This is a genomic window from Pseudoalteromonas sp. 1_2015MBL_MicDiv, assembly GCF_002407505.1.
In the GTDB taxonomy this organism is placed as follows: Bacteria; Pseudomonadota; Gammaproteobacteria; order Enterobacterales; family Alteromonadaceae; genus Pseudoalteromonas; species Pseudoalteromonas fuliginea.
Genome location: NZ_CP012737.1, coordinates 2,231,216 through 2,247,202, shown reverse-complemented (window position 1 = coordinate 2,247,202; position 15,987 = coordinate 2,231,216). Strand labels below are relative to the sequence as shown.

Sequence of the window (15,987 nt, the reverse complement as noted above, 5' to 3'; positions counted from 1 at the left end):
TTAACCAAAAAGAAGTTCTTCTCTAAAAGCATCATCATAACAAGCTCTTACACACTTACTTCTTATTGACCCCTTGCTTTTCGTATGCTGCTTTATCATGTTCCTAACGACGCGTCTAAATAGTGCCATATGTTGCGCACTTAATGGCTCATTTATTTGACAGGCATCTTCTTTAAATACGACATCCAGTATCCAGTGTTGCTGATTTTCTATCAGCCAATGTTGTCTTATTGCTTTACTTATCAATATATTGTCTGTCAACGATGTTAGGTAGTAATGTGTGTCAATACTCGTTCTATTACCCTTCGTTCGCTCTCGCTGCACCGCAACGATTGTCCTAACTGATGGCCAGCTCTCTTTAATTTCACTCGGTAATAAACGCGCATCAAGACAATCTATCGTGCGTACTTCTTTTCGCCCATGCCCTGCATCTTGTGTTACATGACTAAGTCTCTCTGAGTTTTCAGATTCATACTGGTGTGTAAATGCATCTTGAATCGCGCTATAAAGTTTCTTTTGATTACCCTTTGCTTGCACTAGATAATCTGCATGTCTGCTAATTAGCTGTTTTAGCGTTTCTTTTTGGCAGTGCAAAGCATCAAGTGTAATGACGGTGTTATTGATATCGAGTATTTTCAATAAATCCCGAACTGCCGGTATTTCATTCGTCTTACTGCCAACTGTTTGGTGGAATAATGTGAGACCTGCCTCACAATCAAATGCTGAGACGAGGTGTAATTTATCAGCAATGTGTTTACTTGCTCCGCGAATAGTTTTGCCATCGAAGGCAATGACAGGATGCGCTGATTTAACGCGGTTTTGATTGACCCAGCTATACATCGCGAGTAGTAATGAGTCAGTATCAACGGTTCTAAAAATCCGAGCAATACTATGTCGAGTGGGTATGCCATTTTTGAAAGAACGAAATCCTCTTAACCAATTAAGCTTACTTTCGCCATAGACTTCAATATCTTGCCAGTTTTCACACCCTGATGTAACGGCAGTAATAATAAGAAAAAGCACATCAACTAAGTTATGGTGTTGATTTATATGTGAACGATTATCTTTGACGAGTTCTAAATGTGAGAAGAGTGACATAATAAGTTTAAGGTGATTAAATTTATGGTATTAGATCATAAAATTTGTTTATTTACAAAGTGTGATCCCGCCCTGTGCACTAATGAGTCACTTAATAACATTAGGTATGCCTACATCTGAATGTTATTTATTATGCAGAAATTTTTTGATAAAAAGAAAAACGCAAATTAATTTCTTAGAAGCATTTAACAGCTTAGCAAGTCATATAATAATTAGTACGCAAAAGTATGATGTGAAATTATCGTTAGATAATAAACCTTTGTATGAGCTACTAAAAAATACGACGGTTGATACTCAAGGAGAATATCAATTTATTATTCAGCCAAGAACAGAAAATGATAGAAGTTATATAATTAATTCCAATATTAATGTAGACGCTATTTCTTTTAGCGCAGCTAGAAATATTGCTGAAAAAAAATTATTACAAGCTCTTGATATTTTTTCATACTTCTTAGGTAAAGATCAGATCAGTATACTTGTCAAAGCAGATATAACTGATGAGAGTGGGCAAACAAAAAATTTAGCTAGATTTGATAAAGACTTGGAAAATTCATTAGATAGGTGGATTGATGACGACCTTACTGTTTATATGAGTGCAATAACTCATTTAAGGCAAAAAGGTTCTATAAAAACGAGTAATAAAATTAGCGCTGCTTTTAGATTTTTTCAAAATGGAGTTAATGAAAAAGGGTTGGAAAGTCGCTTTACTGCATTTTGGTCTGCATTGGAATCATTAACGTTAATAGAGGAAAATAGTACTTTAAAACACGATGAACATGTAATCAATGCGGTTATTCCATGCATCGCAATGGATTATCCATTAAAACAACTCTTTGCATTTAGAGGCTGTGCAAAAGCACTAGACTGGAAACCAATTGACTTAGATGGAGTATCTTTCGATGTCCAAACTTCTAATCTTGGTGAAATATATACAGCTTTAAAAAATTCGAATTTTGTAAGTGAAGTGTATACACGATTAGAAACTTATCCGTATGCGCAATTTAGGTTTAGAAAATTTATAGGTCTTTGTACATCACCTTTCGATTTAGCCCAGAAAATTGAGTCTCATCAGCGTAAAGTCGAATTGCATATAAATCGACTTTATCGAGTAAGAAATGCAATTGTACATAATGCGACTTCACACGAGCGTTTGGAACTATTGGTAGTTAACCTTGAACATTATTTAAAAAGCACCTTTAATGCTCTTTTTTATACTGTTGAAAAATCAACGAGCATAACCTCCTCAGAAGAAGCTTTTATACGCTATCAGTATGAAGCCAATAAGATTTTTGAAGAAATGGACCCATCTTTAAAAGAAGCAGTTAGGAAAAGAGAAGGTAAGAAAAAGTCCATTAAAGGAGGAACTGTTTCAGTTTCAGATACTAAACTAGTAAGTTGGTTAACTATGCATGGGTAAATCTTTGTTATATAAAACGGTAGTTCATAATTTCTTCTTGATGGCTTTAGAAAAAATAGATAAGACAGCCTGAACTCATACAGGCTGTTTTGTTTTCCTCTCCTCTAAAAGCGAAGCGCCTCTTAACCTCTTTGTGCATAATTCACTTAGTCTATTTCACTAAAAAACTAAAAACTAAAAAACTCAAAAAGCCATTCAAAACTACTGAGCCTGATATCTCACGACTACAAACTTAAGTGGCACATCGCCGTTGTTATAAATGCCGTGTACGTCGTTAGGGGCTGCAAATAAAATATCTCCAGTATGCGCTGGTTGGCTTTTTCCATTAAGCGTCCAGGTGCCAGTACCCTCAAGAATCATTAAGTATTCTTCATCGGGATGCTGGTGGGCGGGATGTATTTCGTTATTAGGTTTAATAACCGCAACGCCCGTAATAGCGCCTTTGGTGAGTGATGTATTGCCGTAAAAGTAGGTATGAAAATCACCGCCTTCGTAGTGAGTGATGTGCGCGTCTTTTTGGCTCACTATAGATGAGGTAAGTTGCTTTGGTTTATCTGCTGCGCTGACAGGTAATGCAGCAGTTAATGCGACCATTAATGCAAAAATGGCTACGGCTGTTAGTGATAAGGTGTTTGTTGTGTTTTTCATGTGTGTCCTTGCTAATTTATTTACTAATTATCTTGCTAGTTAGGTATGCAATTAAGAAATGTATGCTGTGTTATTTTTGTTCAGTCTATTTTAATAAAACGTTGTTGTCAAAAAGACTATATGGTGTTAAGTTTACCTTGCACACTAAAAACACACAACAGGTACATCATGCATAAAAATAAACTAACGATTGCTATTTTATTAGGAATGTCGAGCCTTGCACTTGGCTGTAATGGCTCAGCAGAGCAAAGTAAACCGACACTAAAAGCACAAAAAGCGCAGGAGCAATTAACGCTTAAAGCGCAATTTAAAGATCACTTTAAAATAGGTACAGCGATTAGCCGCGACCAAATATTAGGGGCTTTGCCTGAAGATTTAAACGTAGCTAAAGCGCAATTTAATACTTTTACGCCAGAAAACTCAATGAAGTGGGAGCGTATACACCCAGAGCTTGAAACGTATGACTTTGAAGCCGCTGATGCGTTAGTTCAGTACGCACAAGAGAACAGCCAAGAATTAGTTGGGCATACATTAGTGTGGCATTCGCAAACACCTGATTGGGTTTTTGAAGACGAGCAGGGCGAGCCGCTAACGCGCGATGCATTACTTAAGCGTATGCAAAACCATATTAATACTGTTGCAGGGCGTTATAAAAACCGTATTTTTGCATGGGACGTGGTAAACGAAGCACTTAACGAAGACGGCACACTGCGTGAATCTAAATGGAGCACCATTATTGGTGATGACTTTATAGAATACGCGTTTAAATACGCTAAGCAGGCAGCGCCTAATGCCAAGTTATATTACAACGATTACAACTTATATAAGCCAGAAAAAAGAGCCGGTGCAATTGCGCTTATTAAAAATTTGCAAAGCAAAGGTATTGAAATTGATGGTATTGGTATGCAAGCGCATTACTCGCTTGATAACCCAGAGCTTTCGTTAATGGAAGACTCTATTGTGGCATACGCTGCAACGGGCATTGATGTGATGATAACCGAGCTTGATATTTCGGTATTACCGTTCCCTGAAGGTGAAGAGCAAGGCGCTGACATTTCGTTAGATATTGCGCTACAAGAGCGATTTAACCCATACCCAGATGGTTTACCGAGTGAAGTAAACACCCAGTTAGGCGAGCGCTATAAAGCCGTGTTCGACATACTTAAAAAACATGACGATAAAGTAAGCCGCGTTACTTTTTGGGGTATAAGCGATGCAGGCACTTGGCGTAACGATTGGCCAATGCAAGGGCGCACCGATTACCCATTATTAATTGACCGTGAGCTTAAACTTAAAAGCTTTGTAAGCGACTTATAATCGCACTAAGTATTTAACCTCCAGCAAAGGATCGCTTAATAGCGATCCTTTTTTGGTTTATAAAATAGCTATTTTTTATTGGTTTTAGTTAAGCAGTAACTAATATGCGTTTGCAAAGGCACTTGTGGTGTTAAATAGCTAAATGGGAAGTGTGGGTTATTGGGGCTGTCGGGGCAAAATTGCGGCTCTAGGCATATACCGTCGTATGCATTAAACGGATTTTTTAAGTGCTGCCCTGTATATACCTGAATAGCAGGGTAGTTAGAAAGCACACTCAGCATTACTTTTTCATCGGCGCTTGTAAGCGTCGCGTGTTGCTTATTGGTTTGCAGGTTAAGTACTTGCTCGGTTACAAAGTTATGATCGAGTTTATCGATTTTATTAAGCACGCGCATATTTGCGTAGTCAAAAGTGGTATTTGCTACAGGCGTTATTAAACCTGTGGGAATGGCGTTTGTATCTACGGGGGTATAATGCGCGGCAGCCAGTTTTAATGTATGCCCTTGTGCGCTGTTAGTAATGCCATTTAAATTAAAATATGGGTGCGCTGTTGGCCCTGCAATGGTTTTTTTATTACTGGTAATCGTAAATTTAATATCAAGATTACTTTGGTTTTTACTGTTAGTGGTAAAGGTATACAGCACGTTAAATATAGTTTTACCGGGGTAGCCGTTGTAACCATCAGGCAGGGTAATACTTAAACTTAATGCATTTTTTTGATGATAATCGAGCTGCCAAAATAAGTCGCTTAATGCTTTTTGGCCGCCGTGAAGTTGGTTTACTCCTTCGTTTTTATTAAGTACATAGGTTTTATCATCAATGTTTATTTGGGCGTTACTTAGCCTGTTTGCATAAGGGCCGGCTATAGCTCCTAAGTAAAACGTGTCGTTTAAATAGTCATTAATATTAGAATAGCCAAGTATAATATTTCGTTTTTTACTATCAATATGGGTAACCCAGCTGGTAAGCCGGGCACCGTAGTTAATAATAGAAATAGTGTCGTTTACCTCATTACTTAGTGTGTATTGAATAAGTGAAGTTGTCATTGTGGTTACTCTTTTAATTGTTCGTTCTAGCTTTTTTAATTTCTTCTTTTACGATTGGGTACAGATCGTAAGTTGGGTAAAACTCAGTGCTGTAAGCTTTCCAACCATAACGTTCAATCGATAAGTTTACTTTTGGTAACAGCGCTGCCGGAAAGCGCAAAGTGACTACTTGCCCTATGCCCATCATTACTTTCCAAGATTCTACCGTTGTGCCCTCTGGCGGAAAATGTTTGTAAAAGTTAGCATTGTTGAGTATTTCTTTTATTTCAGAGAGATTTTTTGATTGGTCGTGTTTTAAAAAAATCGTTAGCATTAGTTCATCATTTTGCTCGTCATTTGCCCATGCGTTAAAACTAGTGCTTGCACTAAAAAGCATAATTAATAGTAAGTATTTCATAGTTCACCTTTGTTGGTTAATTGTAAAAATGCGCCGAGCTTTGGGAGGCTTAGCGCATTAATTGGATAAAGTTTGGATTATTTAGCGCATTACGCGTACTAAATATATTAAGCGTTGGCTTTAATTAACGCCTGCGCGGTGCTCACTACATTTTTGGTGGTAAAGCCAAAATGCTCTAATAACACATTACCTGGCGCCGACTCACCAAAAGTGCTCATACCAATTACTTTGCCTTGTAAGCCTACATATTTAAGCCAGTAATCTTGGTGTGATGTTTCAATTGCAATACGGTTTACAACTGAGTTTGGCAGTACACTTTGCTTATAATCGTCTGATTGCAGGTCAAACAATGTGGTGCTTGGCATTGATACCACACGCACTGCAACGCCTTGTGCTGTGAGCTCTTTAGCAGCTTGCATTGCTAAATCTACCTCAGAGCCTGTTGCAATTAAAATAAGCTCAGGTGCTTTATTGCTTTCGCTAAGAATATAGCCGCCTTTTTCTATGTCACTAATTTGCTGAGCGCTGCGTGGCTGGTGGTTTAGCCCTTGGCGACTAAAAATAAGCGCAGTAGGTTGCTGCTGATTTTGTATCGCGTTTTTCCACGATACTGTAGTTTCTACTGCGTCACATGGGCGCCATGTGACTAAGTTTGGCGTCATACGTAGGTTGGCTAGTTGCTCAATAGGTTGGTGAGTTGGACCGTCTTCACCTTGGCCTATAGAGTCGTGGGTATACACAAATATATTTTGAATACCCATAAGTGCCGACATTCTTACTGCGTTACGGGCATATTCCATAAACATTAAAAATGTAGCGCCGTAATTAATAAAACCACTGTGCAGTGATATGCCATTCATAATGCCGCTCATACCGAACTCGCGCACGCCATAAAATAGGTAATTACCGCTGGCGTCATCTGCGCTTATGCCTTTAGAGCCAGACCACAGCGTTAAATTAGAACCAGCTAAATCGGCAGAGCCACCCAATAACTCTGGTAAATGCGGGGCAAAGGCTTCAATAGTGTTTTGCGAGGCTTTTCGGCTGGCTATATTGGCAGCGTCTTTGTTGCACTGTGCAATGTAGTCGTTTGCAATAGCTTCAAAACTTTCAGGTAGGGTGCGTTTAATTACGCGGCGTTCAAATTCTTTGGCAAGCTCAGGGTGGCTTTTGGTGTAGTCACTAAACAGTTGTTGCCATTGTTTTTGTTTTTTATCACCGCTTTGTTTAGCGTCCCAATGGGCGTAAATATCATCACTGATACTAAATGCTTCATTTGGTAGGTTTAAAAATTTGCGCGCCGCAGTTATTTCGTCATCACCTAATGGCGAGCCATGGCAATCGTGCGAGCCTGATTTATTTGGCGAGCCAAAACCAATTACGGTTTTACAACAAAGTAGAGTAGGTTTATCGCTCACTTGTTTTGCTTGTGCAATGGCGCTGGCAATTTGTTCTGGGTCGTGGCCGTCTATATCTTTTATTACATGCCAGCCGTAAGCGTCAAAGCGTTTTGCGGTGTCGTCGGTAAACCAGCCCTCAACGTGTCCGTCGATAGATATGCCGTTATCGTCCCAAAAAGCAATAAGTTTACCCAGCCCTAATGTGCCTGCAAGCGAACATGCTTCGTGCGATATGCCTTCCATTAAACAGCCATCACCCATAAAACAGTAAGTGTAATGATCTACAATATCAAAACTCTCTTTGTTAAATTGTGCTGCTAGGGCTTTTTCGGCAATAGCCATACCTACGGCATTTGATAAACCTGCGCCAAGCGGGCCTGTTGTTGTTTCAACACCTGGGGTGTAACCGTATTCAGGGTGCCCTGGGGTTTTTGAATGCATTTGTCTAAATTGTTTAAGCTCGCTTAGTGGTAGTTCGTACCCGCTTAAATGCAATAAAGAATAAATAAGCATAGATCCGTGACCGTTACTGAGTACAAAGCGGTCTCGGTTTGCCCAATTTGGATCGTTTGGATTATGGTTTAAAAAATCGTTCCACAGTACTTCGGCTATATCGGCCATACCCATAGGTGCGCCCGGATGCCCTGAATTTGCTTGCTGTACCGCATCCATGCTAAGTGCGCGAATAGCATTTGCAAAAGGCGCACGAGAAGAAAGCTGAGTCATGTATTACCTCAAATAAAATTAAAAAAGCCTGCACATAATATGGCAGGCTTGAGGGAAATTAGTTTAGTAAGTCTTCAACCAATTTAGCCAAAATACGCTGATCTTTGGCAAAGTTACGAATACCTTCACTGAGCTTTTCGCTGGCCATTGCATCTTCGTTGTGCTGCCATAAAAATTGCTCGTGGGTGAGTGGGGTTATGTCGCTTTGCGGTGCTTTGGCAATGTTTGCAGCGTCAAGCTTTGTAACCAGAGTACCTTCTTGGCTTTGTAAATCATTGAGTAATGATGGCGAGATAGTCAGTAAATCGCAGCCAGCAAGTTCGATTATTTCTTCAGTGTTTCTAAAGCTTGCGCCCATTACCACTGTTTTATAATCGTACTTTTTGTAGTACTGATAAATACCTGTAACCGACTGCACACCAGGATCTTCGCTTGGTGTGTATTCTTTGTTTTCAGCCGCTTTGTACCAATCAAGAATACGCCCAACAAACGGAGATATAAGCGTTACGTTAGCTTGTGCGCATGCAATGGCTTGAGCCATCGAAAATAGCAGGGTTAAGTTACACTTAATACCTTCTTTTTCTAACTGTTCGGCGGCTTTAATGCCTTCCCATGTTGAAGCAAGTTTAATAAGTACGCGGTCTTTTGAAATACCCGCTTGCTCGTAAAGCGAAATAAGCTTACGCCCTTTGGCAATACTTGCTTGGGTGTCAAACGATAAACGCGCATCTACTTCGCTTGATATACGCCCAGGTATTACCTTTAGTATTTCACAGCCAAAGTTAACAATAAGTTGGTCGCAAATAGCGTCAACGTCGTTGCCAGCTTTGCTTATAGCATCACTAATTAAATGTTTATACTGAGGTAATTTTGCAGCTTGTAAAATTAACGAAGGGTTGGTTGTTGCATCAACCGGTTGTAGAGCTTTGATTGACTCTACATCGCCACTGTCGGCAACGACTGTGGTTACTTTTTTGAGTTGTTCTAACAAGTTCATAATGATGTACGCCTCGGCTTTGAAACCGAGGCGATGTCCTTATACGTAGCGGTTAACAATATTCTCAAGCAGTTCTTGGCGACCAGAAACTTGCTTAGGATCAATGTTGTTCTCGTGTACTAAGGCTGAAAGGCTCTCAAGTGATTGCTCACCATTTAGAATGCTTTGACCTAGGTCTTCTTTCCAGCCTGCGTAACGTTTTTCAACAAAGTCAGACAGCTCGCCACCTTCAATCATTGCTGCTGCATTGAGTAATGCTTTAGCCATCGTATCCATACCGCCAATGTGACCAATGAATAAGTCATCGCGTTCACACGATTGACGACGAAGTTTAGTGTCAAAGTTAAAGCCGCCCGTTGTAAAGCCACCCATTTTTAAAATTTCGTAAACAACAAGTGTGCACTCAGCTACGTCGTTAGGAAATTGGTCAGTATCCCAACCGTTTTGCATGTCGCCACGGTTAGCATCAATACTACCCATAATGCCTTCTGCGCAAGCAACTGCAATTTCGTGGTGGAAGCTATGACCCGCAAGTGTTGCGTGGTTTGCTTCAATGTTTACTTTAATTTCGTCTTGTAAGCCGTGCTTATACAAAAAGCCTGCAACTGTTGCTGTATCGTAATCGTACTGGTGCTTAGTCGGCTCTTGTGGTTTTGGCTCAATTAATAATGTACCTTTAAAACCAATTTTTTTCTTGTGCTCTACAACCATTTTTAAAAAGCGTGCGTACTGTTCGCTTTCTTGTGCAAGGTCTGTATTTAGTAGTGTGTCGTAACCTTCACGACCACCCCACAGTACGTAGTTTTCGCCGCCTAAACGATGCGTAATTTCCATTGCATGTTTAACTTGTGCTGCTGCATATGCATACGTATTAGGATTAGGGTTTGTTGCACCACCGGCACAAAAACGCTGATTTGAGAATAAGTTAGCAGTACCCCACAGTAGTTTTACACCTGTGCGCTGCATTTCTTTTTCGATAATGTTAGCGATATGCGTTACGTTATCGTGGCTTTCTTGTAGTGTTTTGCCTTCAGGGGCAATATCAACATCATGAAAACAAAAGTAAGGAACGCCTAATTTTTCATAAAATTCAAAGGCTACTTTTACTTTTTGTTCAGCAAGTTCTAATTGATTGCCTACAGGTTGGATCCAAGGACGGTCAAACGTACCTTCACCAAAAATATCAAACCCTGTAGAACAAAAGTTATGCCAGTAACAAGCTGCAAAACGAAGGTGCTCTTTCATTGTTTTGCCAAGCACTACTTGGTTTTCGTCGTAGTAACGAAATGCAAATGGGTTTTTAGAGTTTTCACCCTCAAATTTAATTTTTTCAACGTTTGTAAAAAATTGCTCGCTCATATTGTGCTCCATTAATTTTATAATAGTGTATTAAAAGTATGTTTTTACACTTTGATAAAGTGCTTTGTATGTTGTGTATTGCTGTGCGTAAAAGTCTTGCATGATTGGGTCTGGCTCAATGGTTTGCGTTACTTTGCCGTTAACACACACTTGTTGTGCAGAGAGTTGTGTTACTGCTATTCGGGCAAGCCTTGCTGCGCCAAATGCGGGACCAACTTCTGAGCCTTCTCGGTAAATTAGGGGGCGGTTAAGTACGCTTGCGATGATTTTTCCCCACAGTGGGCTTTTAGCGCCACCACCAATAACGGTTACATCGTCAATTTGTGCGCCGGCATCAAGCAGTACTTGCTGGCCATCGGCAAAGGCAAAAGCAACGCCCTCGAGTACTGCACGGCCAAGAGCTGCTGCATCGGTATCGCTGTCTAAACCAAAAAATACGCCTTTGGCATCGGGGTTATTATGCGGCGTACGCTCGCCAGTTAAATAAGGTAAAAATATGACTGAGCTTGGTTTGCTAAAATCGCATTTACTTACTTGTTCAAGCAATGCGCTTTCGTTTTTAAAACCGGTTAATTTAGTGACCCAGGTTAAACAGCTTGCTGCGCTTAACACCACTGACATTTGGTGCCAGGTGTTTTCAATGCAATGACAAAAAGTATGTACAGCACCTTCTGGGTTAGGCAGGTATTTATCGTTAGCAACAAAGTAAACGCCAGAAGTACCTAATGACAAAAACGCTTGTTTAGGCCTTACTACGCCAACACCAGCAGCGCCTGCGGCATTATCGCCACCACCTGCAACAACAGGCACTTGCTCCATACCCCATTTAGCAGCAACTTGGGCTGTTAATTTGCCAGTAATTTGTGTGCCCTCAAAAAGGGTAGGCATGTGTTGCTCTGTTAAGTCGCAAGCGCTAAGCATTTTTTGCGACCATGCTCTTTTTTCTACGTCTAGCCACAGTGTGCCTGCTGAGTCAGACATGTCTGATGCAAAATCACCGGTCATTAAAAAGCGTAGGTAGTCTTTTGGTAATAATACTTTGGCTACTTTTGCAAAGTTTTCTGGTTCAAACTCTTTTAACCACACCAATTTAGGTGCAGTAAAACCAGGCATTGCTATGTTGCCGGTAATATTACGAGAATTTGGTTCGCGTTTTTCAAGCTCTACACATTGTGCTGCACTGCGCCCGTCGTTCCATAAAATGGCTGGACGAATAATATTATTGTTTTTATCAAGCAGCGTTGCGCCATGCATTTGCCCAGAAAGGCCCACAGCCTTTACCGATTTTAGTAATGCAGGGTGAGTATTTTTAAGCTCCTCGATTGCACTACAGGTAGCAAGCCACCAATCTGTAGGGTTTTGCTCAGAAAAAAGGGGGCTGGGCGTGAAACGCTTAAAGATCCATTTGCTTGAGCAAGCAATTGGTCTTGCTCGTCTAAAATAATTACTTTTACACCTGAAGTGCCTAAATCGATACCAAGGAACATAAATGTGATACTTAATGTTGTTTTAGTGTTAGCGCTAACATTAATGATTTGATATTGTTAAGTCAAGCTAGTTTTAAACTATGTTTAACAATTAATTTGCAAGTTTATTGCTTGGTTGTTGGAGTTCACTTAAATTTCTTTTTAAGATCATAAGGAAACACTATGAAAAAAATAAACTGGGGTATTGTTGGTTGTGGCCGAATTGCTGCACAATTTTGTGAAGACTTAGCACATACAAATAATGGTGTTGCGTACGCAGTTGCAGCAAGAAATGGAGATGATGCAACCGCTTTTGCGAGCAAGTATGGTGCGGCCAATGCCTACGAAGGGTATCAGGCATTATTTGACGATAAAAACGTTGATGTAGTTTACATTGCGACCCCGCATAACTTTCACTTTAAAAATGCCAGCGATGCTATTAAAGCAGGTAAGCATGTATTGTGCGAAAAGCCCATTACGGTTTCGGCTGAAGAGTGCAAGCAGTTGTGTTTACTGGCTAAAAAGCACGACGTATTTTTAATGGAAGCCATGTGGACGTACTTTTTACCTGCAATACAAAAAGCAAAACAATGGGTAGAGCAAGGGCGAATTGGCACTATTAAACATGTTAAAGCTGACTTTGGCTATCCTGTGCCTTTTAATCCCGATGGGCGTGAATACAACCCAGATTTAGCGGGCGGTTGTTTACTTGATATGGGAATTTATCCGCTTGCGATTGCCAATTACTTTTTAAATAACGACCTTGAAAACTTACACGTAAGAGCAAATATTCGCTACAAAGGCGTGGAAGACGATGTACTTATTACTGCTAATTGTGGCGACGTAATGGTGAGCTTAGCAACGTCATTTCAATGCCGGTTAGGGAATGGCGCGTATATTATTGGCGACAAAGGCTATATAAAAATACCCGATGCATTTAGGGCTTATGAGTGCTCTTTGTATGAGCTTGATGACTTAATTGAGCATTTTGAAGATGGGAGGCAGTCACAAGGTTACAGCTTTGAAGCCCAAGAAGTAGGGCGCTTACTGAGCGAAAATAAACGAGAGAGTGACATTATGAGCCACTCTCAAAGTTTACTTTTACAATCGCAAATGGAGCGTATTAAAGCCCTGTTTTAAAATAGTTTTAAAGCAGTTTCAAAAAGCTTTCAATCAAATAATAAACTTAACTGGCGGCGATTTATTCGCCGCTAGGTTCGTCATAATTAAAAAATGAATAGTGAGCTTCTTTATTTTGTCCCGATAAGTCTTGGCAGGCCATACCAACAAAAGCGCCGGTAAAACACGGGCGATACCCTTGCGGTGATTGCTGCACGTAATCATCAGATAAAATACTGCCATCGAGCACTGGACCAAACTTTATCCAGCAGTTTTTCTCGGTAGCATAATAAAACTGTAGCTGCGCGCCATTAAAATCAGCTTTTAAGTAAACAGGTTTGTTTGTTTTAAGCAAAAGCGGTGCAACAGGCGTACTTGTTTGGTATTTATCGCAGCTTATTATATTTAAATAACGCGGTGTGGTTTCATCGCCTACATCGCCGCCGCTTATATGCAAATAGTAGTAATGCGCGGTGTTGTAATAACATACTAGCCCCGCCATTTGTTGAAAACTGCTTGGCGCAAAATCAACGCATGTGCTGCTAACAGTATGATGGGCCTGTACACGCCTGGCAATAAAACTTTGCTGATGCAATGAGCTTAAAGACTCTTTACCTACTAGGGTAAGCGATGCTTTTTGAGTGTTTTTATACACCCAATTTTTGCACATAGGTATGCGCAATGACTGAAAATCAACAGTCAGATCATCTTTACTAAAATCAATATGTGTTGTGGGTTGCGGCTGTGGGTTTAGTGTTAAACCCTCAACGGGTACGTGTATTCTCGGGGCTTTATTTGTGTGTTTGGCATAAGGCCAGTCATCGTCTTTCCAGATTATTTGCTCAATCCCTGTTTCACGCCCTGTAATGCAGCGGCCAAGCTCAGTCAGTGGTCTAGATGTTAAAAATACCGTGTACCAATCACCGTTTTGCGTTTGAAAAAAATCCCCATGGCCACATTTTTGCAGCGTATTACTCGGCTCGTGGGCTGCTGTAATAACGGGGTTGTGCGGGTGTACTTGGTAAGGGCCAAATACGTTTTTAGCACGCGCTACACTAATGCAGTGTTCATACCCAGTGCCACCTTCAGCGGTAATTAAATAGTAGTAATCGCCGCGCTTTAAAATATGTGGGCCTTCAGTGCAACCAAGTTTTGTGCCTGAAAATATAGGTTTAATATCGCCTATTAACTTATTGGTTTTTAGGCAAAGCTCTTGCATTACTATGCCACCAAATAGTGCGTTATTACGGTGATCAACCAGCATGTTTAGCAAATAGCTTTTACCGTCATCATCGTGAAAAATAGACGGATCAAAACCGCTAGAGTTTAAGTAAGTCGCTTGTGACCAGTTACCGGTAATATCAGTGGTTGATACAAAATAGTTTGGTGTGTCTTTCCAAGGGCCATCAAAGCTTTTTACATTGGTATATACCAAATAAAAACGGCCATTATTGTAACTAAGTTGCGGTGCCCATACGCCGCAAGAGTCGGGCACTCCTCGCATATCGAGTTGCTCTACGGTGTTAAGTGCTTGGCCTATAACTCGCCAATTTACTAAATCGGTAGAGTGGTGAATTTGCACACCGCCAAACCATTCAAATGTTGAAGTGGCTATGTAGTAGTCGTTATTAACTCTGACAATGTTGGGATCTGGGTTAAAGCCTCTTAGAATTGGGTTTTGCAGCATGCTCATAATATAGGCCTTTTTAAGTTTTTTATATTATTGGGTGTGAGTATTATAAATTTGTTGTTAGCGCTAACATTTTCAGTGTAGTATAAGACTTTGTCAATAAGTAATCATTTAAAACGCGCTGTAAACAATATCAAGCTTTACAATTATGTATAATGAAAATTAAGAAAGTTAATTATAACAATCCACTGATTGTGAGTAGGTAATAACAGTAATGGCCGATCCTAAAAGAGCAAGAATACAAGATGTAGCCGAGCAGGCTGGTGTATCAATGATGACAGTTTCGCGCGTGCTCAACCAAGACAAAAAAGTAAGCGACAAAACCCGCGAAAAAGTAATGGCTGTTGTAGAGCAATTAAATTACAGGCCAAATGTGTCTGCTAGGCGCCTTGCTAGTACTAAGTCATTCTTTTTAGGGCTTTTATACGATAACCCAAGTGACTCTTACATAAGTCAATTTTTATTGGCAGCGCTTAAAAAATGCCGCGCACTGGGCTACCACCTTGTTGTTGACGAAGCGCATACCGATATTGACAAAACAATTGAATCGGTAAAGCAACTTATTGATGTTACACAGGTTGATGGCATGATTTTACTGCCACCTATGTGCGACAACGAAGAGGTTTTAGATGTTCTTACTAAAGCAAATATTCCGTTTGTAAGAATAACGCCAGATACAAAATTAAATCGCTCCCCTTATATATGCATGGACGATTATCAAGCGGCGTTTGATGTTACAGAGCATTTAATAAATCAAGGGCATAGCAAAATTGCACATATTATTGGCGACACTAAACAAGGTGTTAGCCGTTTGCGTTACCAAGGCTATTTAGATGCGCTGCGCTCTAATAAAATAATAACGCCACCTGAGTATATTGAGCAGGGCAGTTTTACTTATCAATCGGGCATGGAAGCGGCAATAAAATTACTTTCGCTTGATGATAAACCAACAGCTATTTTTGCAGCTAACGATGATATGGCAGCCGCTGTAATCTCAATAGCTCAAAAACAAGGTATTAATATTCCAAGCGAACTGTCGGTTGTTGGCTTTGATGACACGCAACTTGCAACCATAGTGTGGCCAAATATTTCTACGGTAAAACAGCCCATTAATGAAATGGCTGAGCTTGCGATTACTTTACTTGCATCGGGTCAGTATAACGATTTAAGCAATGTAAAAAGCTTAGACTTAAGACATATTTTAGATTTTGAATTAATAGAAAGAGAATCAAGCTCAACCAATAAAAATAACTAAATAAGCGAATATGCACACCCTTTTGAGCTTCAAAATCTATATAAAATAACAA

At 40.1% G+C, this 15,987-nt stretch carries 12 protein-coding genes and 1 pseudogene; 4 read left to right on the top strand and 9 right to left on the bottom strand.

The window, feature by feature from the left end:
- Entirely contained in the window at positions 1–1,098 is a 1,098-nt protein-coding gene (locus tag AOR04_RS10160) for an ISAs1-like element ISPsesp1 family transposase (RefSeq protein WP_096793260.1), read from the bottom strand.
- A gap of 106 nt (positions 1,099–1,204) precedes the next feature.
- On the opposite strand from AOR04_RS10160, the gene AOR04_RS10155 reads away from it, so the two are divergent.
- Complete coding sequence (locus tag AOR04_RS10155) at positions 1,205–2,515, top strand: hypothetical protein (RefSeq protein ID WP_157770543.1); 1,311 nt, start codon at positions 1,205–1,207, stop codon at positions 2,513–2,515.
- A 201-nt stretch (positions 2,516–2,716) separates the two neighbouring features.
- Here the strand turns inward: AOR04_RS10155 and AOR04_RS10150 are convergent, their stop codons facing one another.
- Positions 2,717–3,163, bottom strand: a complete 447-nt coding sequence (locus AOR04_RS10150; RefSeq protein ID WP_232525464.1) for a cupin domain-containing protein — start codon at positions 3,161–3,163, stop codon at positions 2,717–2,719.
- A gap of 168 nt (positions 3,164–3,331) precedes the next feature.
- Here AOR04_RS10150 and AOR04_RS10145 point away from each other — a divergent pair, with 168 nt between their 5' ends.
- The gene (locus AOR04_RS10145; protein ID WP_096793258.1) at positions 3,332–4,480 is read left to right on the top strand and encodes an endo-1,4-beta-xylanase; all 1,149 of its coding nucleotides are present in this window, start codon (positions 3,332–3,334) and stop codon (positions 4,478–4,480) included.
- A 68-nt stretch (positions 4,481–4,548) separates the two neighbouring features.
- On the opposite strand, the gene AOR04_RS10140 is transcribed toward AOR04_RS10145, so the two are convergent.
- From AOR04_RS10140 to xylB, 6 genes and pseudogenes are all read right to left on the bottom strand, one after another.
- Entirely contained in the window at positions 4,549–5,526 is a 978-nt protein-coding gene (locus AOR04_RS10140; RefSeq protein ID WP_096793257.1) for an aldose epimerase family protein, read from the bottom strand.
- Positions 5,527–5,539: 13 nt separating this feature from the next.
- Entirely contained in the window at positions 5,540–5,923 is a 384-nt protein-coding gene (locus AOR04_RS10135) for a hypothetical protein (RefSeq protein ID WP_096793256.1), read from the bottom strand.
- 107 nt (positions 5,924–6,030) lie between these two features.
- Complete coding sequence (gene tkt / locus AOR04_RS10130) at positions 6,031–8,049, bottom strand: transketolase (RefSeq protein WP_096793255.1); 2,019 nt, start codon at positions 8,047–8,049, stop codon at positions 6,031–6,033.
- 58 nt (positions 8,050–8,107) lie between these two features.
- Positions 8,108–9,046: a transaldolase gene (tal, locus tag AOR04_RS10125; protein WP_096793254.1), complete on the bottom strand. Its 939-nt coding sequence runs from the start codon at positions 9,044–9,046 to the stop codon at positions 8,108–8,110.
- Between the two features lie 39 nt (positions 9,047–9,085).
- Positions 9,086–10,405: a xylose isomerase gene (xylA, locus tag AOR04_RS10120; protein WP_024599023.1), complete on the bottom strand. Its 1,320-nt coding sequence runs from the start codon at positions 10,403–10,405 to the stop codon at positions 9,086–9,088.
- A 30-nt stretch (positions 10,406–10,435) separates the two neighbouring features.
- Positions 10,436–11,892: pseudogene (xylB, locus tag AOR04_RS10115) on the bottom strand (xylulokinase).
- A 162-nt stretch (positions 11,893–12,054) separates the two neighbouring features.
- Here xylB and AOR04_RS10110 point away from each other — a divergent pair.
- Positions 12,055–13,011 (top strand): Gfo/Idh/MocA family protein, encoded by a 957-nt coding sequence (locus AOR04_RS10110; RefSeq protein WP_096793253.1) that lies wholly within the window; start codon positions 12,055–12,057, stop codon positions 13,009–13,011.
- A 61-nt stretch (positions 13,012–13,072) separates the two neighbouring features.
- Here AOR04_RS10110 and AOR04_RS10105 read toward each other — a convergent pair whose 3' ends face one another.
- Complete coding sequence (locus AOR04_RS10105; protein WP_096793252.1) at positions 13,073–14,683, bottom strand: glycoside hydrolase family 43 protein; 1,611 nt, start codon at positions 14,681–14,683, stop codon at positions 13,073–13,075.
- A gap of 211 nt (positions 14,684–14,894) precedes the next feature.
- Here AOR04_RS10105 and AOR04_RS10100 point away from each other — a divergent pair, with 211 nt between their 5' ends.
- The gene (locus tag AOR04_RS10100) at positions 14,895–15,935 is read left to right on the top strand and encodes a LacI family DNA-binding transcriptional regulator (RefSeq protein WP_096793251.1); all 1,041 of its coding nucleotides are present in this window, start codon (positions 14,895–14,897) and stop codon (positions 15,933–15,935) included.
- Positions 15,936–15,987 lie beyond the last annotated feature (52 nt).

What these genes read in the sequence shown, in the direction of transcription:
- AOR04_RS10155 (WP_157770543.1), top strand. Translation starts at nt 1,205, where the DNA reads ATGCCTACATCTGAATGTTATTTATTATGCAGAAATTTTTTGATAAAA.
- AOR04_RS10160 (WP_096793260.1), bottom strand. Translation starts at nt 1,098, where the DNA reads ATGTCACTCTTCTCACATTTAGAACTCGTCAAAGATAATCGTTCACAT.
- tkt (WP_096793255.1), bottom strand. Translation starts at nt 8,049, where the DNA reads ATGACTCAGCTTTCTTCTCGTGCGCCTTTTGCAAATGCTATTCGCGCA.
- xylA (WP_024599023.1), bottom strand. Translation starts at nt 10,405, where the DNA reads ATGAGCGAGCAATTTTTTACAAACGTTGAAAAAATTAAATTTGAGGGT.
- AOR04_RS10145 (WP_096793258.1), top strand. Translation starts at nt 3,332, where the DNA reads ATGCATAAAAATAAACTAACGATTGCTATTTTATTAGGAATGTCGAGC.
- tal (WP_096793254.1), bottom strand. Translation starts at nt 9,046, where the DNA reads ATGAACTTGTTAGAACAACTCAAAAAAGTAACCACAGTCGTTGCCGAC.
- AOR04_RS10140 (WP_096793257.1), bottom strand. Translation starts at nt 5,526, where the DNA reads ATGACAACTTCACTTATTCAATACACACTAAGTAATGAGGTAAACGAC.
- AOR04_RS10150 (WP_232525464.1), bottom strand. Translation starts at nt 3,163, where the DNA reads ATGAAAAACACAACAAACACCTTATCACTAACAGCCGTAGCCATTTTT.
- AOR04_RS10105 (WP_096793252.1), bottom strand. Translation starts at nt 14,683, where the DNA reads ATGAGCATGCTGCAAAACCCAATTCTAAGAGGCTTTAACCCAGATCCC.
- AOR04_RS10135 (WP_096793256.1), bottom strand. Translation starts at nt 5,923, where the DNA reads ATGAAATACTTACTATTAATTATGCTTTTTAGTGCAAGCACTAGTTTT.
- AOR04_RS10110 (WP_096793253.1), top strand. Translation starts at nt 12,055, where the DNA reads ATGAAAAAAATAAACTGGGGTATTGTTGGTTGTGGCCGAATTGCTGCA.
- AOR04_RS10100 (WP_096793251.1), top strand. Translation starts at nt 14,895, where the DNA reads ATGGCCGATCCTAAAAGAGCAAGAATACAAGATGTAGCCGAGCAGGCT.